Source organism: Sphingobium xenophagum (assembly GCF_031457465.1).
In the GTDB taxonomy this organism is placed as follows: domain Bacteria; phylum Pseudomonadota; class Alphaproteobacteria; order Sphingomonadales; family Sphingomonadaceae; genus Sphingobium; species Sphingobium xenophagum_A.
Genome location: NZ_JAVDWV010000018.1, coordinates 52,413 through 74,463, shown reverse-complemented (window position 1 = coordinate 74,463; position 22,051 = coordinate 52,413). Strand labels below are relative to the sequence as shown.

Sequence of the window (22,051 nt, the reverse complement as noted above, 5' to 3'; positions counted from 1 at the left end):
AAGCGCCTTGCCAGTGCGATGAACGGCAATGCGCTCGTCGATCTGCGCAACATCTACCCCCTCGCCGAAGTCACAGAGGCGGGGTTCACGCTGGCCAGGGTCGGCGCGGCGAGTTGAACGTTTCGCCCCGCCGACATGACAAAATCCTGATATCAGCCACCGCATCAATCAGCCGTTCATGTAACATGGCGGAATTGGTGGGCGTTGTTGGCCGCCTGACACGATCGGGCGGCCATGAGCAGCAAGTGCAGTGTGCGACAGACAGCATCGGACGTCGTTAGGATGAGGTGACATAGCCGCGATCGGGCGATATGTAACGTCCGCCCGACTGCGGGCCATTATTAGAATTGACGACAACTCGACGGTCTGTGCCAAGAGTGTCGGGTCGAGCCGAAGGGCATTTGGAGATTTCATGAACTGCTTGTCGCACCTTCATTATGGCGCTCGTATTCCACGCCTCTGCCTTGTGGCCGCTTTGCTCGCGACAACGGCCTGCACCTCGATCGGACCGGGAACAGGCCGCGTCGTCAATGCGGGCAAGGCGCAGGACAGCGCGATTCAGGGCATTCAGATTGTCAATCTCGACGAGCGCTCGCTGGTCGAGATGCCGCGCGCGACGACGCCTGATTTTGCAACCGGCTTGGGCTATTCCGATGCGGTCGGCGAAACGGTGGGTTCGGGCGATGTGCTCAATGTCACTATCTGGGAAGCACCGCCAGCCGTATTATTCGGTGCCAGCGCAAGCTCCGGCATGTCCGTCCAGACCAGCGGCGCCACGACCCTGCCTGAGTTTCTGGTTGGCCCATCGGGCCGCATATCCGTCCCCTTTGCCGGGCTGGTTCAGGCGGCTGGGCGCACCCTTCCCCAGATCGAGCAAGATATTATTGCGCGCCTGCGCGGCAAAGCGCATTTGCCGCAGGTCGCGGTTCGGCTGATCCGCAATCTCAGCGCCAACGTGTCTGTAGTGGGCGAGGTCGCCAACAGCACGCGGATGCCGCTGACGCCGAAGGGAGAAACCATTCTTGACGCGATTGCCGCCGCTGGTGGCACCAAACAGCAATCCGACAAGATGACGATCCAGGTCAGTCGCGGCGGGCAGGTCTATTCCATGCCCTTTGCGGCCGTGATCAACGATCCGCGACAGAATGTCGTTTTGAAGACCGGGGACGTCGTGACGGCGCTATTCCGCCCCTACAGCTTCACCATGCTGGGTGCCGCTGGCCAGAACCAGGAAGTGCCGTTTGAAGCAACGGGGCTGTCGCTCGCACAGGCCATGGGACGTGTCGGAGGCCTTGCAGAGGGCCGGGCCGACCCCAAGGGCGTGTTCGTATTCCGCTGGGAAGAACCGGCTGCGGTCGTCAATCGCAGTGCGTCGGTTTCCCCGCGTTCGGACGGACGCATCCCGGTTATTTATCGCGTGGATATGAGAGATCCGGCGACCTATTTCGCCATGCAGAATTTTACCATTCATGACCGCGACGTTCTTTATGTATCGACCAATCCTGTGGCCGAGTTCCAGCGGGTGATCGGCTTGATTGCGTCAACCGCACTGCCGATCGTTGCCATCGACAATGCCATTACCCGATAAGCGGATAGCAGCGGTGTTGCAGGACAAGGTGGCGTCTGTCGGCGTCGCGCGCAAATTGCAGCCGCGCCATGTGGCAAAGCCGTGGGGACGCATCAATCTGCCTTCGGTCTTCGGCCATATCGGACCGGACCCGATCGGGGAGATATGGTATGAGGGCGAGGAGAGCGACCTGCCCTTGCTGGTCAAGCATATCTTCACCAGTGAGAGATTGTCGATCCAGGTGCATCCTGGCGATGCGGCCGCCATCGCCGAAGGATTGCCGGGCGGCAAGGAAGAAATCTGGTATATTCTGGATTGCGAACCCGGTGCACGCTTAGGCATCGGCCTGAACCGCGCGGTCAGCCCGGAGCAATTTCGGGCGGCGGCGCTGGACGGCTCGATCGAACAGTTGATCAATTGGCAGCCCGTGAGGCCAGGCGACTGCTATTTCATTCCAGCAGGGACCGTTCACGCCATTGGTGCCGGAATCATGCTCGCGGAGGTTCAGCAGAATGTCGACGTGACCTATCGTCTGTATGACTATGGTCGGCCGCGTGAACTGCATCTGGACCAAGGGCTGGCTGTCAGCCATCTTGCCCCTTATGACAGGCCCGTCGTTCATGCGCCTTCAGGTCAGGATGCCGGGTGCATATCGCCGTCGAATGCGCCGTTCCATCTGGAATTGCGCCATTGGCAAAGCGGCGAGCATGTCCAGCTTCCAAACGCGCGCCGCATCTGGTTCACGCCACTTGACGGGAGCGGAATGATCAATGGTGCGCCTTGGGCCAAGGGCGATTGCTGGCTGATCGACCAGAATTGTCGCTTGCAAATCGACACGCCCTGTTCCGCGCTGTTGGCTACCACCCCATAATATCGGTGGCGCACATCCTGGTCGACCATCATCTTCAAGATGTGATCGAAGCCATGCCCGTCTTAAAACAGCTTTGCTATCAGGGTGTTGATAAGTCCAATGGACTATTTGATGCTGCACCCTGCATGGTCAACTCTCTGCGATCCACGGGATAGCTGCGCGCGGCTGCTTGGCGCATGATGCCCAGGCGCGTGCGGCCGCGCGCTCGTCCTTCCACAAAAAAGGCTATTCGCGGCCTTCACCTGCCGATATGGCTCCGACGATGGCGTGCGAAAATATCGCGATGGCCATGGCGGGGGAATGGAATGGATTGGTTGCACGCGGTCGCCGGACTGTTCGTCGGCGTCATGGTAGGCATGACCGGCGTGGGTGGCGGGTCGCTGATGGCACCGATCTTGATCCTGCTGTTCGGCGTCGCGCCAGTAACCGCCGTTGGCACCGATCTGTGGTTTGCCGCCATTACCAAGGCGGTGGGCGGGGTCGTCCACCACCGCCATGGCGGGGCGGAAGGCGGCCCCGACTATGAAGTTATCCGCCGCCTGTGCATCGGCAGCCTGCCCGCCGCAGTCATCGTATTATTGCTGTTGTCGCAGGTCGATACGCATCAGGTAAAAAGCGGCTTCATCATGACCGCCCTGGGCGTGGTGTTGATCCTCACCGCCATTGCTACCCTGTTCCGCGGGCGATTTCATCATTGGGCGGTCCATGCCCGGACCGATACCGCCGGCCGTTTCCTGCGCTATCAGGCGGGGCTGACCGTGGTGGCGGGGGCAGCGCTGGGCGTGATGGTCACGCTGACCTCGGTGGGAGCCGGTGCGCTGGGCGCGACGCTGTTGTTGCTGCTCTATCCGTTGCGGATGCGGCTGCAAAAGCTGATCGCGACCGATATCGTGCATGCCGTGCCGCTGACGCTGGTCGCGGGCATCGGCCATTTGTGGATCGGCAATTTCAACGGGATGCTGCTGCTCAACCTGCTGATCGGGTCGATCCCCGGCATCATCATCGGGTCGATGCTGGCGTCCAAAGTGCCTGAAAAGGTGTTACAGCCGCTGCTGGCGATCGTGTTGATCATCGCGGGCTGGCGTCTGATCGCTTAGGCGATGGCCAACACGCTGGTCAGGATGATCCGCACCAGTTCCGCCTGCCCCCGCGCGCCCGTCTTGGCGTAGATGCGTTTGGAATAGTTGCGCGCGGTCTCGACGCTCAGCCCCAGCGCCTGCGCCGCCTCGCTGATCGGGATGCCTTGGGCGATGACCCAGGCGAACCGCGCTTCGCTGGGCAATAAACCAAACAAGTCCACCAGTTGATCACGGCGGTCGGCCTGGGACCAGCGATCGCCACTGAGATAAGCGATGGCGACCGGGGTCGATCCGGTCGCGACCGATCCGCCGCGCATTGGCGCGACGAGCATGTCCATCCAGGGGTCACGGCTGAGGTTCAGCGCCTTGGGCCGGGCGTCGGGATCGGCGGCGAATTGCTTGATGAGCGCGGTCAGTTCGCGATCAAGCATAGGGGATTGGGGCGTGAGGCGGTCGTAGCGGCCGCGCCGCAACAGGCTGGTGCGCTGGAACAGTTGCTCGACATGGGCGGTCATGTCGACGATGCGGCAGCGCGCGTCCAGCGTCAGCCAGCCGAAATTCAGCCGCCCAAAGGCTTCGGATGTCAGGGTCGATCGCAATTTCTCACGCTCCAGCGCGACGAAAGCCCGCAAAGCGATGCGCAGATGCGGCGCCAGCGCGGTCAACAACGCGCCGACCGCTGGGCCGATCGACCGGCCGCCTGCGCAACTGAGCCAGGCATCGACGCCGCTCGGCTCGGTCACGCGGACCGATCGCATGTCGCTCATCCCCTGCGGCACCATCAGGTCGGCCAGGAAGGATTGATGAACGACATTATCCGGCTCGACCAGTTCGGCCAGCGCATAGACTCGCCCCTCGCGCATATGTCGGTAGGGAAAGGGATCGCGCCGATATTTTTCTACGAACAGATTGTGGATATGCGCGGGCGGCGGCGGCCCGGCGTGCAATTCGACGATCGCGTCTTCGTCGATGGGGCGGAAGACCAATGTGGTATAGACCGCCCCAGTACGCTGGCGCAGCCGTTCCAAGAAATCCTGCCACAAGGGTTGCTGGAACATCCCTTCATGCAGGGCCGTCAGCAGGCCTGTATCGTCCAATCGCATGGGCCATTGCTACATCCTCCCATTTGGGAGGTCCATCATTTCGTGCGTCCTGCCATAGGATGGCGCACAAAGATTGCGAGGATTGCATGGTGGACGTAAAAACCCTGACCCATTTGGAACGGCTCGAAGCCGAGAGCATCCACATCCTGCGGGAAGTGGTGTCAGAGGCGGAGAAGCCGGTGATGCTCTATTCCGTTGGCAAGGATAGCGCCGTGATGCTGCATCTGGCGCGCAAGGCCTTCTACCCCTCGCCCCCGCCCTTCCCGTTGCTGCATGTCGACACGACTTGGAAATTTCAGGAAATGTACAAGCTGCGCGACCGGATGGCGCAGGAAAGCGGCATGGAGCTGCTGGTCTATCGCAACCAGGAAGCCATGGATCGCGGAATTAATCCGTTCGACCATGGCGCGCTGCACACAGACATGTGGAAGACCGAAGGGTTGAAGCAGGCACTCAACCTCTATGGTTTCGACGCAGCCTTTGGTGGCGCACGGCGCGACGAGGAAAAGAGCCGCGCCAAGGAGCGCATCTTCTCCTTCCGCACCGCCAGCCATGGTTGGGATCCGAAAAACCAGCGGCCCGAATTGTGGAACCTCTACAATGCGCGCAAGAATAAGGGGGAGAGCATCCGCATCTTCCCGATCAGCAATTGGACCGAGTTGGACATCTGGCAATATATCCACCTGAACGATGTGCCGATCGTGCCGCTCTATTTTGCGGCCAAGCGCCCGACGGTGGAGCGCGACGGCATGTTGCTGATGGTCGATGACGATCGCTTTCCGCTCGAACCCGGTGAAGTGCCGGTCGACCGCTCGATCCGCTTCCGCACGCTGGGCTGCTATCCGCTGACCGGCGCGGTGGAGAGCGCGGCGGCGACCTTGCCGGAGGTGATCCAGGAAATGCTGCTGACCACCACGTCCGAACGCCAGGGTCGCGCAATCGACAAGGATGCGGGCGGTGCCGGCATGGAGAAGAAGAAGCAGGAAGGCTACTTCTAACGAAGCCTCCTCTTCCGTTCGGGCTGAGCTTGTCGAAGCCCAGTCCTTTTCTTCAAGAAGTATAGCCCTTCGACAAGCTCAGGGCGAACGGTGAAAGAAACCGACATGACTGACGTTTCCACAGACCCCATCTACAAGACCGACGCCCTCATTGCCGAGGATATCGACGCCTATCTCAAAGTGCATGAGCATAAGACGATGCTGCGCTTCATCACCTGCGGGTCGGTGGATGACGGCAAGTCGACGCTGATCGGCCGCCTGCTGTACGACAGCAAGATGATCTTCGAGGATCAGCTCGAAGCGCTGACCGCTGACAGCAAGAAGATGGGCACGCAGGGGCAGGAGATCGACTTCGCCCTCCTCGTCGATGGCCTCGCCGCCGAGCGTGAACAGGGTATCACGATCGACGTGGCCTATCGCTTCTTCGCCACCGAAAAGCGCAAGTTCATCGTCGCCGATACGCCCGGCCATGAACAATATACCCGCAACATGGTGACGGGTGCGTCCACCGCCGACCTCGCCGTCATCCTGATCGACGCGCGCAAGGGCATTTTGACGCAGACGCGCCGCCACAGCTATCTCGCCCACCTGATCGGCATCCGCAACATCGTGCTGGCCGTGAACAAGATGGACCTGGTCGGCTATGACCAGAGCGTGTTCGACACGATCGTCGCTGACTATACCGAGTTCGCCAAGTCGATCGGCATCACGGCGTTCACGCCGATGCCGATTTCCGGGTTCAAGGGCGACAATATCACCGGCCCATCGGAAAACACGCCCTGGTATACCGGCCCGGCCCTGATCGAACATCTGGAGACGGTCGAGGTCAACAGCGCGACCGACGCGGAAATGCCGTTCCGTATGCCGGTGCAGTGGGTCAATCGGCCCAATCTCGATTTCCGTGGCTTTTCCGGCCTGATCGCGACGGGCACGGTCAAGCCGGGCGACGCGATCCGCGTGCTGCCGTCGGGCAAGACGTCCACGATCAGCCGCATTGTCACGCTGGACGGCGATCTGGACGAAGCCGTGGCGGGTCAGTCGGTCACGCTCTGCTTTGCCGACGAGATCGACTGTTCGCGCGGCGACGTGATCGCGCTGGCCGACAATCCGCCCCAGGCCGCCGACCAGTTCGAAGCGACCATCGTGTGGATGGCGGACGAGGAAATGCTGCCCGGCCGGTCCTACTGGCTCAAGATCGGCACGCAGATGGTCACCGCGACCGTCCAGCAGCCCAAATATCAGGTCAACGTCAACACGATGGAACATCTGGCGGCCAAGACGCTGGAATTGAATGCCATCGGTGTCGCCAACCTGTCGACCGACAAGCAGATCGTGTTCGAACCCTATGAGCAGAATAGGACGCTGGGCGGCTTCATCCTGATCGACAAGATCAGCAATGCCACCGTCGCGGCGGGCATGCTGCACTTCTCGCTGCGCCGGGCACAGAATGTCCATTGGCAATCGACCGATGTATCGCGCGATTTCCATGCCAACCTCAAGAACCAGAAGCCCGCCGTACTGTGGTTCACCGGGCTTTCGGGGGCGGGCAAGTCGACCATCGCCAATCTGGTCGAAAAGCGGCTGGCGCGGATGAACCGGCATACATATCTGCTGGACGGCGACAATGTGCGGCATGGCCTGAACAAGGATCTGGGCTTTACCGACGCCGACCGGGTGGAAAATATCCGCCGCGTGGGCGAAGTCGCCAAGCTGATGACCGACGCGGGGCTGATCGTCATCACCGCGTTCATCTCGCCCTTCCGCTCGGAACGCGACATGGTGCGGCAGATGATGCAGCCGGGCGAGTTTTTCGAGGTCCATATCGACACATCGCTGGCCGAAGCCGAGCGGCGCGACGTCAAGGGCCTCTACAAGAAGGCGCGGGCCGGGGATCTCAAGAATTTCACCGGGATCGACAGCCCCTATGAAGCGCCGGTGGACCCCGAAATCCATATCGACACGCTGACCATGACCCCCGATGAGGCGGCCGACGTCATCGTTGCGCGGCTGATCCCATGAACAGGATGAGCGACGCGGCGCTGGCCGCCCATCTGGCAGAGGTGGCCGGGCGCATATTGATCGAGGTGCGGGAATCCGGGGTGTTCAGTGCCAAGGCGCTGGGCAAGGCGGGCGACCAGACCGCCAACCAGTTTCTGTGCCACGCGCTGCGCGAAGTCCGGGGCGAGGATGCGCTGTTGTCGGAAGAAGAGAAGGATAATGAGGACCGGCTCGCCCAGTCGCGTGTCTGGATCGTCGATCCGGTCGATGGCACGCGCGAATATGGCGAGGCGCGGGCCGACTGGGCCGTGCATGTAGGCTTGGCGATCGACGGCGCGCCGGTGATCGGCGCGGTGGCCTTGCCGGGGTTCGAGGGCGGCGTCGTGCTGCGGACAGATGAACCGCGCACCGTCCCGCCTGCGCCCGAAAAGCTGCGCATGGTGGTGTCGCGCACGCGGCCAGCCGCCGAGGCGGTGGCGATCGCGCAGAAATTGGACGCGGAACTGGTGCCGATGGGATCGGCCGGGGCGAAGGCGATGGCGATCATCCTGGGCCAGGCCGACATCTATCTCCATTCGGGCGGCCAATATGAATGGGACAGCATGGCCCCTGCCGCCGTCGCACTGGCCCATGGCCTGCATGCCAGCCGCATCGACGGTAGTCCGCTGGTGTATAACCAGCGCGACGTTTATCTACCTGATCTGCTGATCTGTCGGCAGGAGCATGCGGAGATGGTGCTGGGGCATATCGCGGCATTGGCGCAGGACGCCGCATAGCGGCCTGGTCTCAGGAACAGGCCCTATTCAGCCGCCTGCGCGATGGTTGCACCGCGGCTCAATATCTCACTCGCCACGGTGCGCGTGCGGGCGTTATCGACGTCGATCGCGACCGATCCATCTGACAGGATCACAGGGGCGATGGTCATGCTAAAGCGGCGTGAAAAGCGGGCGAAGGTCGCCGCCAGCGTGCCGATACCGAAGCGAAAACGCAGGAGATTGAGCAAGCCGAACGCGCCGATGATGCGCAGCGGATGCTTGACGAACTGGCCGCCGGACCGGAATGTTTCGGCGGCGGCCAGCGCGGCTGTGTCCTTCAGCCAATAGCTGTTGCAGTTGGAATAGCTGTCATCGGCAAAGGCGTAGAATTTGCGCTGCCCCTCCGGGTGCGCGGCCAGCACCGATGCGCGCCGGGCGAAGGCGACGGCCGCATCAGCACCCTCGGCGACACAGCCATCCAGCATCTCGGCTATGGCGGGCGGGGTCAGCAGCACATTGTCGGCGGTGGTGATGAGCAGCGGAAAGCGCGCGCCGTCCGCCGCCGCCAGCACCGAATCCACCAGATTGGGCCGCGCGCCGATCGCCACCAGCCGCCCGCTTGCGAGCAGGCCGCGCAGTTGGGGCAGGCTCGCCAGCACCTCCGGCTCCTCAATCGCCACACGGATCTCGCCGATCCGCTCGCTCGCCGCCAGCGCATCAATGACATGGACCAGCATCGGCTGATCCACCACGGGCACCAGACATTTATGGGTGACGCCCGCTTCCAGCGCGAGCGGATCGGTCGCGCCATCCCGCTTGCCCGCCAGCACCAGCGCGGTCGTGCGACCACCCATCAGGCCGCGACCCGCATCGGCGCTTCGGTGAGCAGCCCCTGCCGTTCCAGGCTGTGGCCAATGATGGTTTCCACCAGCGTCTGATGATCGACGCCGATCGACGCGGCGGAGCGCGAGATCGTCTTTTTCGACCAGAGGTTGCAGGACAGGTTCACTTCCATGAACTGCACCGCGCCGGTCGCCGGATCATAACGGAACTCGAACCGGCCATAGTCGAACGGCCATAATTCGGGCAGCAGGCGGCGGGTCAGGTCGTCGAGCCGGACGAGCACATCGCGATCCTCGACCAGCACCAACGGATCATCGCCCGCGTCGATCAGGCCGCGCTTTTCTTCATGGCTGCGGGCGCGATGGGGGTCAGCGGGGACATACATCATCGGCGGTAAAAGCCACGGCTCGCCGCCGCTGCCGCCCACAACCGGCACGGCGATGTCGAGCAAGGGCGCCCAGGCTTCGACCAGCGCGTCATGGCCCAAGGCCTGAAGATGATCGACATGCGCCAAAGCTTCATCCCAGCTATCGACCATCGCCAGCCCCCAGGAGGCGGAGGAGGCGTTGGGCTTGACCACCAGCCTTTCGGCCGCGAATCCGGGCTGCGCGGGCAAGCCGCCGCGCCGGAATATCTGCGCCGCCATCGTCGGCACGCCATGCGCCTGCGCGATCAGCTTGGAGAGATATTTGTCGTCGGACACGCCGCGCAGGATGGGACTGGCGCCCATATGCGGCATGGCGCGCCAGCTCAGCAGCAGGGGCGCGAGCATCTCGCTATTCTGGAAGCCGCCGCGATTGAGAAGGGTGACCACGAAATCGGCATCGGGCCGGTCGAACAGCGCTTCATAACTGTCGGCGGCGCTGACGTTGAAGCCGATCGCCCCCAGCGTCGATCGCATCTCATGATGATAGAGGGCGTGATTGCCATCGACCGCATCGGGCTGGCCGGATGCGCGGGCATGTTTGGCGAGGAAGAGCAGCCGCAGCCGTGCCTTGTCGGCCGGGGAAATGCGGATGCAGCGGTCGATATGGGTCGGCATGGCAGCACCGTAGCCGCATGCCATGACAGGGCGGCGACCACGGCATGACGAAGCAACTACGTTTAGATGGCGTCGATATGACGAGGCGATGACGGCGCCATGTCAGGCGGTGACGATCGCCTTCGCCACCGCTTCGGCCACCTTGATCCCGTCGATCGCGGCGGACAGGATGCCGCCTGCATAACCCGCGCCTTCGCCCGCCGGATAGAGGCCGGCGACGGAGAGGCTCTGGAAATCCTTGTCGCGGGTAATGCGGATGGGCGAGGATGTGCGGGTTTCCACCCCGGTCATCACCGCGTCGGGATGGTCATATTGGGCGAGTTGCCGCCCGAATATGGGTAGCGCTTCGCGAAACGCCTCCACCACGAAATCGGGCAGGCATTGCGACAGGTCGGTCGGGGTGACGCCCGGTTTGTAGGACGGCGTGACTGATCCGAGCGATGTGGACGGACGCCCCGCCAGGAAATCGCCGACCGTCTGCCCCGGTGCCCAATAGGTGGAGCCTCCCGCCACATAAGCCTGCGATTCCCAATGACGCTGGAAGTCGATCCCCGCGAGTGGCCCGTCGGGATAGTCGCGCGCCGGGTCGATGCCGACAACCAGCCCGGAATTGGCGTTGAATTCGGCGCGGCTATATTGGCTCATGCCATTGGTGACGACGCGCCCTTCCTCCGACGTGGCGGCGACGACGCGGCCGCCCGGACACATGCAGAAGCTGTACACGGTGCGGCCATTGGCGCAGTGATGCGACAGGCTGTAGGCCGCTGGCCCCAGATCCGGGTGGCCCGCGCATTGGCCATAGCGCGCCTTGTCGACCCAGCTTTGCGGATGTTCGATCCGCACGCCGATGGAAAAGGGTTTGGGTTCGATATGCACGCCCCGGCCATGGAGCATGGTGAAGGTCGGCCGCGCGCTGTGCCCGACGGCCAGCACGACATGATCGCTTTCGATCACGCTGCCGTCCTGAATGACGATGCCGCGCAATTGCTGCGAGCCGTCGCTGCGCCGCTCCAGCACCAGATCATCAACGCGGGTCTGCCAGCGATATTCCCCGCCCAGCGCCTCGATCTGACGGCGCATGGATTCGACCATGGTGACCAGGCGGAAGGTGCCGATATGGGGGTGTGCTTCCCACAAGATATCGTCCGGCGCGCCCGCCGCAACGAACTCCGCCAGCACCTTGCGGCCGAGGAAGCGCGGGTCTTTCACCCGGCAATAGAGTTTGCCGTCGGAAAAGGTGCCCGCCCCGCCTTCACCGAACTGGACATTGCTGTCGGGGTTCAACTCGCCGCGCCGCCACAGGCCCCAGGTGTCCTTGGTCCGCTCCCGCACCACCTTGCCCAGATCGACGATGATCGGGCGGAACCCCATCTGCGCCAGCAGCAAACCGGCGAACAGGCCGCATGGCCCCGCCCCGATCACGATCGGGCGCTTGCCTTGCCAGCCATCAGGCGCATGGGTCACGAAATCATAGCTGGTGTCGGGCGTCGGCCGCACATCATGGTCATGGGCGAAACGCGCCAGCACGGCCGCTTCGTCGGCGACATCGACGTCGAGCGTATAGACGAGTTGGATCGCGCTGCGCCGCCGCGCATCATTGCCGCGCCGCACGAGGCTATGGCCGCGCAGTTCTTCGGGTTGCAGGCCAAGGCGCGCGCATATCGCAGGCGGCATCGCCTCGGCAGGATGGTCGAGGGGCAGTTTCAGGCCGGAAAGGCGGATCATCCGCTGCCCATAGTCGCTCTGTGCCCCAAACGGAAGCGGCGTCAGGTGGGGCGCATTTTCCCGAACAGCCATTCGCCCGCCAGTGCCACGATCATGCTGAGGCCGGTCAGCGGGAAGAGCGCCCCCAGCAGCAGCATCGTGGCGGCGACGACGCGCTCAGCGCGCCCTGTCGCGCGCGGCGGCGCGGTCAGGCGGCCCTGTTTGCGCCGCTTCCACCACAGGACAGGCGCGGTCAGGCACAAAGCGAGCAGGCACAGGCACCCCGCCAGCATCAACAGCCGGTTGACCTCGCCATATTGCTGACCCTGATGGGTGGCGATGCCCCATTCGACCGCCTTTGCGCCGGGGCCGAACATGCGCCAGTCCATATCCTGCACCAACGCGCCGCTGGCAGCGTCGATGGTGATGGCGCGCGCGTCGTCGGCGCGCGTGACGAGGGTGACCACCAGATAAGGCGCGCCGGGGGACGCAGGCAGGATGAGCTGATAGCCGCCCACCAGTCCGCGCCGGGCCGCGATTTTCGCGACGGCATCGACGCCGATGTCGCCCGCCGCGCCCGGTGCCGCGCCGCCTTCACGCAGGGTCCAGGGGAGTGCATCCTTGGCCGGGGCTGTCCAGGGAATGACCGCCATTTTCGGACGACCCCAGTCGTTCGCCGCGACCACCGCGCGCAAGCCCCCGCCCCACACATCGGTCCAAGGCATGCCGGTGATCGCCAGAAACAGGATCACCCCCGCCGACAGGAAGCCCAGTGTCCCATGCAGATCACGCCAGAAGAGCCGTCCCTTCACCCCGCCCCTTATGGCGATGGCGGGCTGGCCGCGCCGGGGCCAGCGCAGATAGAGGCCTGTGATGCACAGGAGGATGGCCCATCCCGCCACCACCTCGACCAGCCGGTTACCGACCGCGCCGGTCAGCGCCAGGCTGTGCAGATCCTTGATCGTCTTCATGAGGCCGCCGCCCTGCATGACCCCCAGCAGGCGACCGTCATGCGGATCGACGAAATGGACGGTGGCCGCGCCATCGGCACCCTTGGTCGTCACCCGCCAGCTTTGCGTAGCGTTTGCGGGATGCGTGATCTGGGTCGCCTGGTCGCCGCTGGCCTGTTCGACCGCAGCGATCAGGCGGGCGGGGGCTAGCATCGGCACGCCCGGCCTGGCGGCGATCTCGACCGGATAGAGCCGCGCCTCCACCTCCGGCTTGTAGAGATAGAGCGCGCCCGTGACCGCCATCAGCGCGAGGATGGGCAGGACGATGATCCCGGCATAAAAATGCCAGCGCATCATCGCCCGATAGAAGGCACCGTCTGTCATCATCCTGTCCTCCCCTGGGCTTCAGAAGCGTGCGCGCACGCCGCCATAGATGGCGCGGCGTTCGAGCGGATAGAAAGCGACGCTGCCTTCATCCGCCGCGGTTGCAGGATTATCGGCGGCGTAGCGGACCAGCGCGCTGATGTCGCCGATGGCGCGCTTCTGCGTCAGGTTGCGGGCGTCGAGGAACAGGGTCACGCCGTCGCGCAGTTGCGCCTGCGCACCGAGGTTGAGCAGCGCATAGCTGCCGACCCGCTTGCTGTTGACATAATCGACCCACGCCCCCTGCGGCAGCCATTCGACCGAGGGCGACACGCTGATGCTGTCGGTGCCCAGCCGCAATTCGGCGCGATAGAAATGACGCGGCACCACCGGCAGGCGATTGTCGCCATAGACGGCATCGTTGCGGAAGTGGAAATCGCTAAATTGATAGACCTGCCGCAGCGTTGCCCAGGGGGTGAAGGCCAGTTGCAGGCCCGCCTCGATCCCCTGATGCCGGGTCTTGTCGGCGTTGAAGGTGGCAGCGGGGATGACGCCTGCGATCACGCTATATTGCAGCATCTCGCCCTTGATGTCAGCGCGATAGAGGCTGATGTCCCAGGCCGCGATGCCGATGCGGCCGCGCGTGCCGATTTCCGCCGTCCACGCCTTTTGCGCGCGGACGGGCGTGAAACCGGGCGCACCGCCTGCAGGCGTTTGGCTGAGTTCACTAAAGCCCGGCAGTTCGACCGAGCGGCTGTAATTGGCATAGAATTGCATCGTCTCGCTTGGCTCGTAAAGCAGGCCGATCTTGGGTGCGAAGGCGTCGAAACTGGCGTCGCCGCTGCGCGCCGGGGCGAAGCGATTGTCGATCTTGCGCTCGCCATGGGTGTAGAGGCCGCCGCCGATCAGCCACAGGCCGGGCATCGGGGCAATGCGCGCTTCGCCATAGCTGTTGATCGTCTGCGCGCGCTGCTGGACCAGGGCGGTCGGCGCGCCGCGATCCCCAGCAATGTTGACGAACTGGCGCGCGGTCACTTTGCCGAAGCGGGCCTGGCTGCCCAGCGTCACTTCCACCGGCATGCCGCCCAGATCGCCCGCCAGATCGAGACTGGCGAAAGCGCCGCGATCTTCCGATTTCTGGTCGATCACCTGAAAGATCGGGTGGTAGAGATCCTTGGCGTTGAAGAAGAGGCCGAAGGCGAGCGCGCCGTTGCCAAGGGCGATGGTGGTGCGGTTTTGCAAGCGGATAGAATCAATGTCGCGCGCCTGATCGCCGACGAAATTGCCCCTGGTCGGATCGGTCAGCGCCGACTTTTCGGACAGCGACCCGGACAGCTTCTGACGGATATTCTGGGCGCTGGCGTAGAAGCGGGTTTCGACGGTGTCGCTGATCTTCACGCCGACATTGCCGTTGAAGCGATAGGATGTCCGCTTACCATGGTCGCGGTCGCCATCGGAGCGATCGGTGGTGATCGCGGCCCAGGCGTCGCCCCGTTCGTCGGCATAGCCATAGGCGGCCTTTGTGCGGATCGTGTCGAAACTGCCGCCATCGACGCGCAGGTCTACGCCGGGCGCGCTGCGACCGGTCGGCGTCACGGCATTGATCGCGCCGCCCAGCGTCGACCCGCCCAGGCGCAGCGCATTGCCGCCGCGATAGACTTCGATATGCTGGAAGACCTGCGGGTCGAGTTCCTGAAAATCGCCATTATCATCGGCCAAGTTGAGCGGAATCCCGTCCTGCAACAGGGTCAGTCCGCGCATGTGGAAGCCGCGCGACAGGCCCGATCCGCGGATCGAGATGCGGACCTCCTGCCCGAAACGGGGTTGGGTATAGACGCCCGGCGAAAGGGTCAGCGCATCGCGCAGCGAGACGGCGACCTTGTCCTCGAAGGCGTCAACCGGGACGACATCGACGCCGCCTGGCGTGCGCTGGACGCGGGCAGTGGCGGCTTCGATCATGGGGCTGGCGGTGACGATGATGCGGCTCTGGTCCGCCTCTTCGGCGAAGGCAGGGACGGACGACAAGGCAAGGGCGCACAGCGATATGCTGCGCAGGCCGGAATGATGGCGCATGGAATTAACCTATTGATAATGTTATTTTAATCCAGCCGCCTTCTGTTTGATCGGCTGGATGGGGGCTGGACAGCTATGATCCTCCCCTCGCAGGGGAGGTGGCTGGCCGCAGGCCAGACGGAGGGGTGTCACCCTATCGATAGCGGCGACACCCCTCCGTCACGCCTTCGGCGTGCCACCTCCCCCACAGGGGGAGGATGTCAAAGGACTGTCGGCGGCCCGGAGGACGGCGGGGGTGGCGCGGCGAGGCGGGCGATCAGGCCGGTCTTGAGCGCGAACGCGATCGGGCCGAAGGCCAGCGTCCAGGCCGGCAAAGCTACATCGGCGAGGATCAGCGGCGGAACGATCGGCTGAACCGATGCGGCGAAGGGGCAATGCTGCTGGCTGCCCATGCCGTCATCGGGTTGGCGGTCGCCCTGCCCCGGTGCCTGGTCGCGGTCGACCACGACATTGACCGCACCCTGTCCGGTACACAGCGTCACGACGACTCCTTGCGCCGTGCGCACAGGCATGAAGCCGGGCGGCACGATCATCTGGATGGCGAGGACGAGCAGCGCCAACGCCGCCAGCAGGCCGCGCGCACCCTCCGATCGTCTGATTGCCCCCATGGTCACGTTGCGCGCTTAACCGATGATCGGCGACCTGTCACCGACACAAATTGTCCCAGCCTCACCACTCACCTTGACGTAAACGTAAAGTGCCATTATCTCTAACCCCATGGACAATCGCAGCAGCATCGCGGGCATCGAATTGCCTGACCATAGCGACCGGCAGAGCTACAGCATCACCGATCTGTCGGAAGAGTTCGGCGTCACGGCGCGCGCGCTGCGCTTCTATGAGGATGAAGGGCTGATCTCGCCGGAGCGGCAGGGTCTGTCGCGCATCTATTCGCGGCGCGACCGGGCGCGGCTGGCCTGGATATTGCGCGGCAAGCGGGTGGGGTTCAGCCTCACAGAAATCCGCGAGATGATCGACCTCTATGACGCCGACGAAGCCCATGAGGAACAGCGCCGCGTGACAGTCGCCAAGTGCAAGGCGCGGATCGACCTGCTCAACCGGCAGAAGGAGGATATCGACGCCGCCATCGCCGAACTGGATGCCTTCGTCGCCACCATTGCCCACTGAATACTAACCGCCTCTCATAAAAAATTCGCAGGAGAAGATCATGCCCAGTTATACCGCCCCCGTTCGCGACACCCGTTTCGTGCTGGACCATGTGGTCGGGCTGGAGCGCTACGCCAATCTGCCCGGCTTTGAGAATGCGACCCCTGACCTTGTTGACGCCATCCTGACCGAAGGCGGCAAGATGGCGGCCGAAGTCCTATTTCCGCTCAACGCCGTGGGCGACAAGGAAGGCTGCACCCGCCACCCCGATGGCAGCGTGACCACGCCGACCGGCTTCAAGGCGGCGTTCGACCAGTTCGTCGCGGGCGGCTGGACCACCATCCACGGCCCGGTCGAATTTGGCGGCCAGGGCCTGCCCAGTGTCTTGGCGACGGCGGTGGACGAATATGTCCTGTCGGCCAACCAGTCGTTCGAAATGTATCATGGTCTGACCGCCGGTGCGGTCGCCGCGCTGATCGCCAAGGGCAGCGACGAGTTGCAGCAGCGCTACATCCCCAAGATGGTATCAGGCGAATGGACCGGCACGATGAACCTGACCGAACCGCATTGCGGCACGGATCTGGGCCTCATCAAGACCAAGGCGGTCCCCAATGCCGATGGCAGCTATGCGATCACCGGCACCAAGATCTTCATTTCGGCGGGCGAACATGACCTGTCGGACAATATCATCCACCTGGTCCTCGCCAAGACGCCGGATGCGCCCGAAGGCAGCAAGGGCATTTCGCTGTTCGTCGTGCCCAAGATGATGGTGCATGACGACGGATCGCTTGGCGATCGCAACGCCGTGTCGTGCGGGTCGATCGAACATAAGATGGGCATTCACGGTAACGCGACCTGCGTCATGAATTATGACGGCGCGACCGGATGGATGGTGGGCGAGGAGAATAAGGGCCTCGCCGCCATGTTCATCATGATGAACGCGGCGCGGCTGGGCGTTGGCCTGCAGGGGCTGGGCCAGGCGGAGATCGCCTTCCAGAATGCCGTCCATTATGCCCGCGACCGGCGGCAGGGCCGCGCGCTCACTGGCCCCAAGGAGCCGGAGGAGAAGGCCGATACGCTGTTCGTCCATCCCGACGTGCGCCGCATGTTGATGGAAGCCAAGGCGATGACCGAAGGGTTGCGCGCGCTCATCCTGTGGGGCGCGCTCCAGGCCGACCTGTCGCATCATGCCGCAACGCCCGAAGAGCGGCAGGCGGCCGACGACATGCTGTCGCTGCTGACCCCGGTGATCAAGGGCTATGGCACCGACCGCGGCTTCGACATTGCCGTCGCCTGCCAGCAGGTGTTTGGCGGCCATGGCTATATCTGGGAAAATGGCGTCGAACAGTATGTCCGTGACGCGCGCATCGCCCAGATTTACGAAGGCACCAATGGCGTGCAGGCGATGGATCTGGTCGGCCGCAAGCTGGCGATGAATGGCGGCCGCGCGTTGCAGGCTTTCCTCAAAGTCGTGGCCGACGAAGTGGCCGAAGCCAAGGGCAATGAGAAGCTCGCACCCTTTGCCGAGTCGCTGGAAAAGGCGAGCGCGCAACTGGGCGCGGCGACCATGTGGCTGATGCAGAACGCCATGAAGAACCCGGACAATGCCGGGGCTGGCGCGCATCATTATATGCACATCCTGGGCATCGTCGCGACCGGCCTGATGTGGTTGCGGATGAGCAAGGCGGCAGCGACGTTGCTGGCGGCAGGCGAAGGCGATGCCAAGTTCCTGGAAGCCAAGCTGGTCACGGCACGCTTCTTTGCCGAGAGGATCATGCCCGACGCGGGATCGCTGCGCCGCAAGATCGAAGGCGGCGCCGACGCGCTGATGGCGCTCGACCCGGACATGTTCCTGGCGGCCTGACGCGGGACACGAAAAAGGGGCTCCGTGACATGTCACGGAGCCCCTTTTTTTGTCAGGTGGATAGGGCAGACTTAGTCTTCGCCATTATCCTTGACGCCGATGGTCGGTACATCGACCGTCTTTTCCTCAGTGCCGACAACGACTTCCTTCGAATCGACATCGACCTTGGGCAGCGCGCCGCCATCGACGCTGACTTCGGGCATGTCGCCGCCGGTGACGTCGGCTTTCCAGAAGCCGGTGGCGAACAGGACGCCGACGATCGCAAGAATGGCGATCAGCACAATCGCGATTGTGCGGCCCGGCCCCTTCTTTTCCGCGATAACCCGGCGATCGTCATATCCATCATTACGAACGTCAACCATGTAAAACCCTCCTCATGTCGTTGTGGAGGGAGAAACGGTCTGGCAATCTTATTGGTTCCAGCGGTCAGCCGTTGGTGATGTCGGACAGGGCGAAGGTCGTGACAATGTCTGGCGTCAATCGCCCCATAAATCCTTGATCTTGCCGAAGAAGCCGGTCGAGGCCGGGCATTCTTCGCCGGTTTCGGTTTCGCGGAAGGCCTCAAGCAGTTCCTTCTGCCGGGCAGTCAGCCGGGTCGGCGTTTCGACGTCGATCTGCACGACCAGATCGCCCTGCCCGCGCCCGTTCAGCACCGGCATGCCCGCACCACGCTGGCGGATCTGCTTGCCCGACTGGATGCCGGCCGGAATCTTGATCTCATGCCGCACGCCATCCAGGCCCGGCACTTCGATCGATCCGCCCAGCGACGCGGTGGTGAAGCTGACCGGGCAGCGACAGAAGAGGGTCGTACCCTCCCGCTCGAACAGCGAATGCCGTTTCACATGCAGGAAGATATAGAGGTCGCCCGCCGGTGCCCCGCGCGCGCCAGCCTCGCCTTCGCCGGTTAGGCGAATGCGCGTGCCTTCATCGACGCCCGCCGGTATGTTGACCGACAGCGACTTGGCCTTGTCCACCCGGCCTTCGCCGCGACAGGCGCGGCACGGGCTTTCGATGACCTGCCCCGCGCCGTGGCAGGATGGGCAGGTGCGTTCGACCACGAAGAAGCCCTGCTGCGCGCGCACCTGGCCATGGCCCTTGCACGTGCCGCAAGTCTTGACCCCGGTGCCGGGCTGCGCGCCCGACCCGTCGCAGGTGTCGCAGGCGGCGGACACTTCGATTTCGATCTGCGTCTGCTTGCCATGATAGGCTTCGTCGAGGCTGATTTCGAGGTCGTAGCGCAAGTCCGCGCCGCGCCGCTGCTGCTGGCGACCACCGCCGCCGCCAAAGCCGGACTGGCCGAAGATGGTTTCGAAGATATCGCCAAGGTCGGAAAATCCGCCCGCATTGGCGCGATGGCCACCGCCGCCGCCCTGCTCATGCTGGGTATAGGCGGCATGACCGAAGCGATCGTAAGCCGCGCGCTTTTGCGGGTCTTTCAGACACTCATAGGCCTGCGACACCGCCTTGAACTTGGCTTCGCTTTCGGCACATCCCCCCGTCTTGTCGGGGTGATATTTCATCGCGAGCTTGCGATAGGCGCTCTTGATCTGCGCGCCATCAGCGGTGCGCTCGATTTCGAGCAGCGTATAATAATCAATTTCGGTCGTCATTCGGACCCCCGCCCGCCTGTGCCGTCACCCCGGCAGCGGCCGGGGTGACGAGTCTGGGGCATCGGCTTACGCCTTGTTGTCATCCACTTCGGAGAATTCGGCGTCGACGACATCGTCATCGGCCTTGGGCGCGTCCGCACCCGGAGCCGCGGCCGAAGCCTGCTCCTTCTCGTAAATGGCCTGGCCCAGCTTCATCGCGATCGTCGCGAGTTCCTGCGCCTTGGTCTTCATCGCTTCAGCATCGCCGCCTTCGATCGCCGACTTGGTCGCGGCGATCGCGGTTTCGATCTCGCCCTTGAGGCCAGCGTCAACCTTGTCACCATGTTCGGCCAGTTGCGCTTCGGTGGTGTGGACCAGGCTTTCGGCGTTGTTCTTCGCCTCGGCCGCTTCACGACGCTTCTTGTCTTCCTCGGCGAAGCGCTCGGCATCCTTGACCATCTGGTCGATGTCCGAATCGCTCAGGCCACCCGACGCCTGGATGCGGATCTGCTGTTCCTTGCCGGTGCCCTTGTCCTTGGCCGACACGTTGACCAGGCCGTTGGCGTCGATGTCGAAGGTGACCTCGATCTGCGGCACGCCGCGCGGCGCGGGCGGGATGCCGACGAGGTCGAACTGGCCGAGGATCTTGTTGTCCGCCGCCATTTCGCGCTCGCCCTGGAACACGCGGATGGTCACCGCCTGCTGATTGTCATCGGCGGTCGAATAGACCTGGCTCTTCTTGGCCGGGATCGTGGTGTTGCGATCGATCATGCGGGTGAACACGCCACCCAGCGTCTCGATGCCCAGCGACAGCGGCGTCACGTCGAGCAGCAGCACGTCCTTGACGTCGCCCTGCAGCACGCCCGCCTGAATGGCGGCACCCATCGCCACGACTTCGTCAGGGTTCACGCCGGTATGCGGTTCCTTGCCGAAAAATTCCTTCACGGCTTCGCGCACCTTGGGCATGCGGGTCATGCCGCCGACCAGAACGACTTCGCTGATGTCAGCCGCCGAAACACCGGCGTCTGACATCGCCTTCTTGCAAGGCTCCATCGTCCGCTTGATGAGGTCAGCGACCAGGCGCTCCAGGTCCGACCGGGTGATGGTCTTGACCAGATGCTTGGGGCCGTTCTGATCGGCAGTGATGAAGGGCAGGTTGACTTCGGTCGACTGGGCCGAGGACAGTTCGATCTTCGCCTTTTCGGCGGCTTCCTTCAGACGCTGGAGGGCCAGCTTGTCCTTGGTGAGGTCGATGCTCTCGGTCTTCTTGAAGTCGTCGGCCAGGAACTGCACCAGCTTGGCGTCGAAATCTTCGCCGCCTAGGAAGGTGTCGCCATTGGTCGACTTCACTTCGAACACGCCATCGCCGATTTCCAGGATGGAAATGTCGAACGTGCCGCCGCCAAGGTCATAGACCGCGATCGTCTTGCCGTCCTGCTTGTCGAGGCCATAGGCCAGCGCGGCCGCCGTCGGCTCGTTGATGATGCGCAACACTTCAAGGCCAGCGATCTGGCCAGCGTCCTTGGTTGCCTGACGCTGGGCGTCATTGAAATAGGCCGGAACGGTGATGACCGCCTGCGTGACCGTTTCGCCCAGATAGCTCTCGGCGGTTTCCTTCATCTTTTGCAGGGTGAAGGCCGAAATCTGCGCGGGGCTGTAATCCTGCCCACCGGCGCGGACCCAGGCGTCGCCGTTCGGACCCTTGGCGATGTCATAGGGAACGAGTTCCATGTCCTTCTTGGTCATGGGATCGTCGAAGCGGCGGCCGATCAGGCGCTTGACCGCGAAGATCGTGTTGTCGCCGTTGGTGACCGCCTGGCGCTTGGCCGGCTGGCCGATCAGGCGCTCGCCATCCTTGGCGAAGGCGACGATGGACGGCGTCGTGCGCGCGCCTTCCGCATTTTCAATAACCTTGGGCTTGCCGCCGTCCATGACGGCGACGCAGCTGTTGGTGGTGCCAAGATCGATACCGATTACTTTTGCCATTGTGTCCTCTTTGAACCCCAAATTTCATTCAGCGGTTGACGGCCCCATACCCCACGAAAGCGCCAAGGCAAGGCCGGTCTGCATGGGCGATATAGGCGCGCTTTTGCTTGGCACAAGAAGCAGCGGCCATTAGCTATGTCATCGACCGGAAACGAGACAGTC

At 63.5% G+C, this 22,051-nt stretch carries 18 protein-coding genes; 8 read left to right on the top strand and 10 right to left on the bottom strand.

All coding sequences use genetic code 11. From position 1 onward, the window contains the following. Positions 1 to 466: 466 nt before the first annotated feature. From J2W40_RS17385 to J2W40_RS17375, 3 genes are all read left to right on the top strand, one after another. On the top strand, positions 467 to 1,588 hold the full coding sequence (locus J2W40_RS17385) for a polysaccharide biosynthesis/export family protein (protein ID WP_310227160.1): 1,122 nt from the start codon (positions 467 to 469) through the stop codon (positions 1,586 to 1,588). Then, positions 1,572 to 2,438 (top strand): class I mannose-6-phosphate isomerase, encoded by an 867-nt coding sequence (locus tag J2W40_RS17380; RefSeq protein ID WP_310227158.1) that lies wholly within the window; start codon positions 1,572 to 1,574, stop codon positions 2,436 to 2,438. Before J2W40_RS17385 ends, J2W40_RS17380 begins: the two co-directional genes overlap by 17 nt. Positions 2,439 to 2,743: 305 nt before the next feature. Then, the gene (locus tag J2W40_RS17375; protein ID WP_310227156.1) at positions 2,744 to 3,535 is read left to right on the top strand and encodes a sulfite exporter TauE/SafE family protein; all 792 of its coding nucleotides are present in this window, start codon (positions 2,744 to 2,746) and stop codon (positions 3,533 to 3,535) included. Here the strand turns inward: J2W40_RS17375 and J2W40_RS17370 are convergent. Further along, positions 3,532 to 4,620: a helix-turn-helix transcriptional regulator gene (locus tag J2W40_RS17370; protein WP_310227154.1), complete on the bottom strand. Its 1,089-nt coding sequence runs from the start codon at positions 4,618 to 4,620 to the stop codon at positions 3,532 to 3,534. The two genes, J2W40_RS17375 and J2W40_RS17370, sit on opposite strands and share 4 nt — an antisense overlap. Before the next feature lie 86 nt (positions 4,621 to 4,706). Here J2W40_RS17370 and cysD point away from each other — a divergent pair, with 86 nt between their 5' ends. From cysD to J2W40_RS17355, 3 genes are all read left to right on the top strand, one after another. Further along, positions 4,707 to 5,618, top strand: coding sequence for a sulfate adenylyltransferase subunit CysD (gene cysD, locus J2W40_RS17365; RefSeq protein ID WP_310227152.1), 912 nt, complete (start codon positions 4,707 to 4,709; stop codon positions 5,616 to 5,618). A gap of 105 nt (positions 5,619 to 5,723) precedes the next feature. Next, positions 5,724 to 7,637 (top strand): sulfate adenylyltransferase subunit CysN, encoded by a 1,914-nt coding sequence (gene cysN, locus J2W40_RS17360; protein WP_310227150.1) that lies wholly within the window; start codon positions 5,724 to 5,726, stop codon positions 7,635 to 7,637. A 5-nt stretch (positions 7,638 to 7,642) separates the two neighbouring features. Continuing rightward, entirely contained in the window at positions 7,643 to 8,392 is a 750-nt protein-coding gene (locus J2W40_RS17355) for a 3'(2'),5'-bisphosphate nucleotidase CysQ (RefSeq protein ID WP_310227171.1), read from the top strand. Between the two features lie 23 nt (positions 8,393 to 8,415). Here J2W40_RS17355 and J2W40_RS17350 read toward each other — a convergent pair whose 3' ends face one another. The 6 genes from J2W40_RS17350 to J2W40_RS17325 all read right to left on the bottom strand — a co-directional run bounded on the left by J2W40_RS17350 (position 8,416) and on the right by J2W40_RS17325 (position 15,954). Continuing rightward, complete coding sequence (locus tag J2W40_RS17350; protein ID WP_310227148.1) at positions 8,416 to 9,225, bottom strand: NTP transferase domain-containing protein; 810 nt, start codon at positions 9,223 to 9,225, stop codon at positions 8,416 to 8,418. Then, positions 9,225 to 10,256, bottom strand: a complete 1,032-nt coding sequence (locus J2W40_RS17345) for a D-alanine--D-alanine ligase family protein (RefSeq protein WP_310227146.1) — start codon at positions 10,254 to 10,256, stop codon at positions 9,225 to 9,227. Before J2W40_RS17345 ends, J2W40_RS17350 begins: the two co-directional genes overlap by 1 nt. Before the next feature lie 102 nt (positions 10,257 to 10,358). Next, on the bottom strand, positions 10,359 to 11,981 hold the full coding sequence (locus J2W40_RS17340) for an NAD(P)/FAD-dependent oxidoreductase (protein WP_310227169.1): 1,623 nt from the start codon (positions 11,979 to 11,981) through the stop codon (positions 10,359 to 10,361). Between the two features lie 41 nt (positions 11,982 to 12,022). Continuing rightward, entirely contained in the window at positions 12,023 to 13,294 is a 1,272-nt protein-coding gene (locus J2W40_RS17335) for a PepSY-associated TM helix domain-containing protein (protein ID WP_310227168.1), read from the bottom strand. A 21-nt stretch (positions 13,295 to 13,315) separates the two neighbouring features. After that, complete coding sequence (locus J2W40_RS17330) at positions 13,316 to 15,346, bottom strand: TonB-dependent receptor family protein (protein ID WP_310227144.1); 2,031 nt, start codon at positions 15,344 to 15,346, stop codon at positions 13,316 to 13,318. Positions 15,347 to 15,546: 200 nt separating this feature from the next. Further along, positions 15,547 to 15,954 (bottom strand): DUF2946 family protein, encoded by a 408-nt coding sequence (locus J2W40_RS17325; RefSeq protein ID WP_310227166.1) that lies wholly within the window; start codon positions 15,952 to 15,954, stop codon positions 15,547 to 15,549. Between the two features lie 109 nt (positions 15,955 to 16,063). Between J2W40_RS17325 and J2W40_RS17320 the strand changes: the two genes are divergently transcribed. Further along, on the top strand, positions 16,064 to 16,471 hold the full coding sequence (locus J2W40_RS17320) for a MerR family transcriptional regulator (protein WP_310227142.1): 408 nt from the start codon (positions 16,064 to 16,066) through the stop codon (positions 16,469 to 16,471). Between the two features lie 40 nt (positions 16,472 to 16,511). Further along, a complete protein-coding gene (locus J2W40_RS17315; protein WP_310227140.1) occupies positions 16,512 to 18,314 on the top strand; it encodes an acyl-CoA dehydrogenase C-terminal domain-containing protein in 1,803 nt (600 codons plus the stop codon). A 71-nt stretch (positions 18,315 to 18,385) separates the two neighbouring features. On the opposite strand, the gene J2W40_RS17310 is transcribed toward J2W40_RS17315, so the two are convergent. The 3 genes from J2W40_RS17310 to dnaK form a co-directional block, all read right to left on the bottom strand. Further along, on the bottom strand, positions 18,386 to 18,676 hold the full coding sequence (locus J2W40_RS17310; RefSeq protein WP_310227137.1) for a hypothetical protein: 291 nt from the start codon (positions 18,674 to 18,676) through the stop codon (positions 18,386 to 18,388). A 114-nt stretch (positions 18,677 to 18,790) separates the two neighbouring features. Continuing rightward, a complete protein-coding gene (gene dnaJ, locus J2W40_RS17305) occupies positions 18,791 to 19,924 on the bottom strand; it encodes a molecular chaperone DnaJ (protein WP_310227135.1) in 1,134 nt (377 codons plus the stop codon). A 66-nt stretch (positions 19,925 to 19,990) separates the two neighbouring features. After that, entirely contained in the window at positions 19,991 to 21,889 is a 1,899-nt protein-coding gene (gene dnaK / locus J2W40_RS17300; RefSeq protein ID WP_310227133.1) for a molecular chaperone DnaK, read from the bottom strand. Between the last annotated feature and the right edge of the window lie 162 nt (positions 21,890 to 22,051).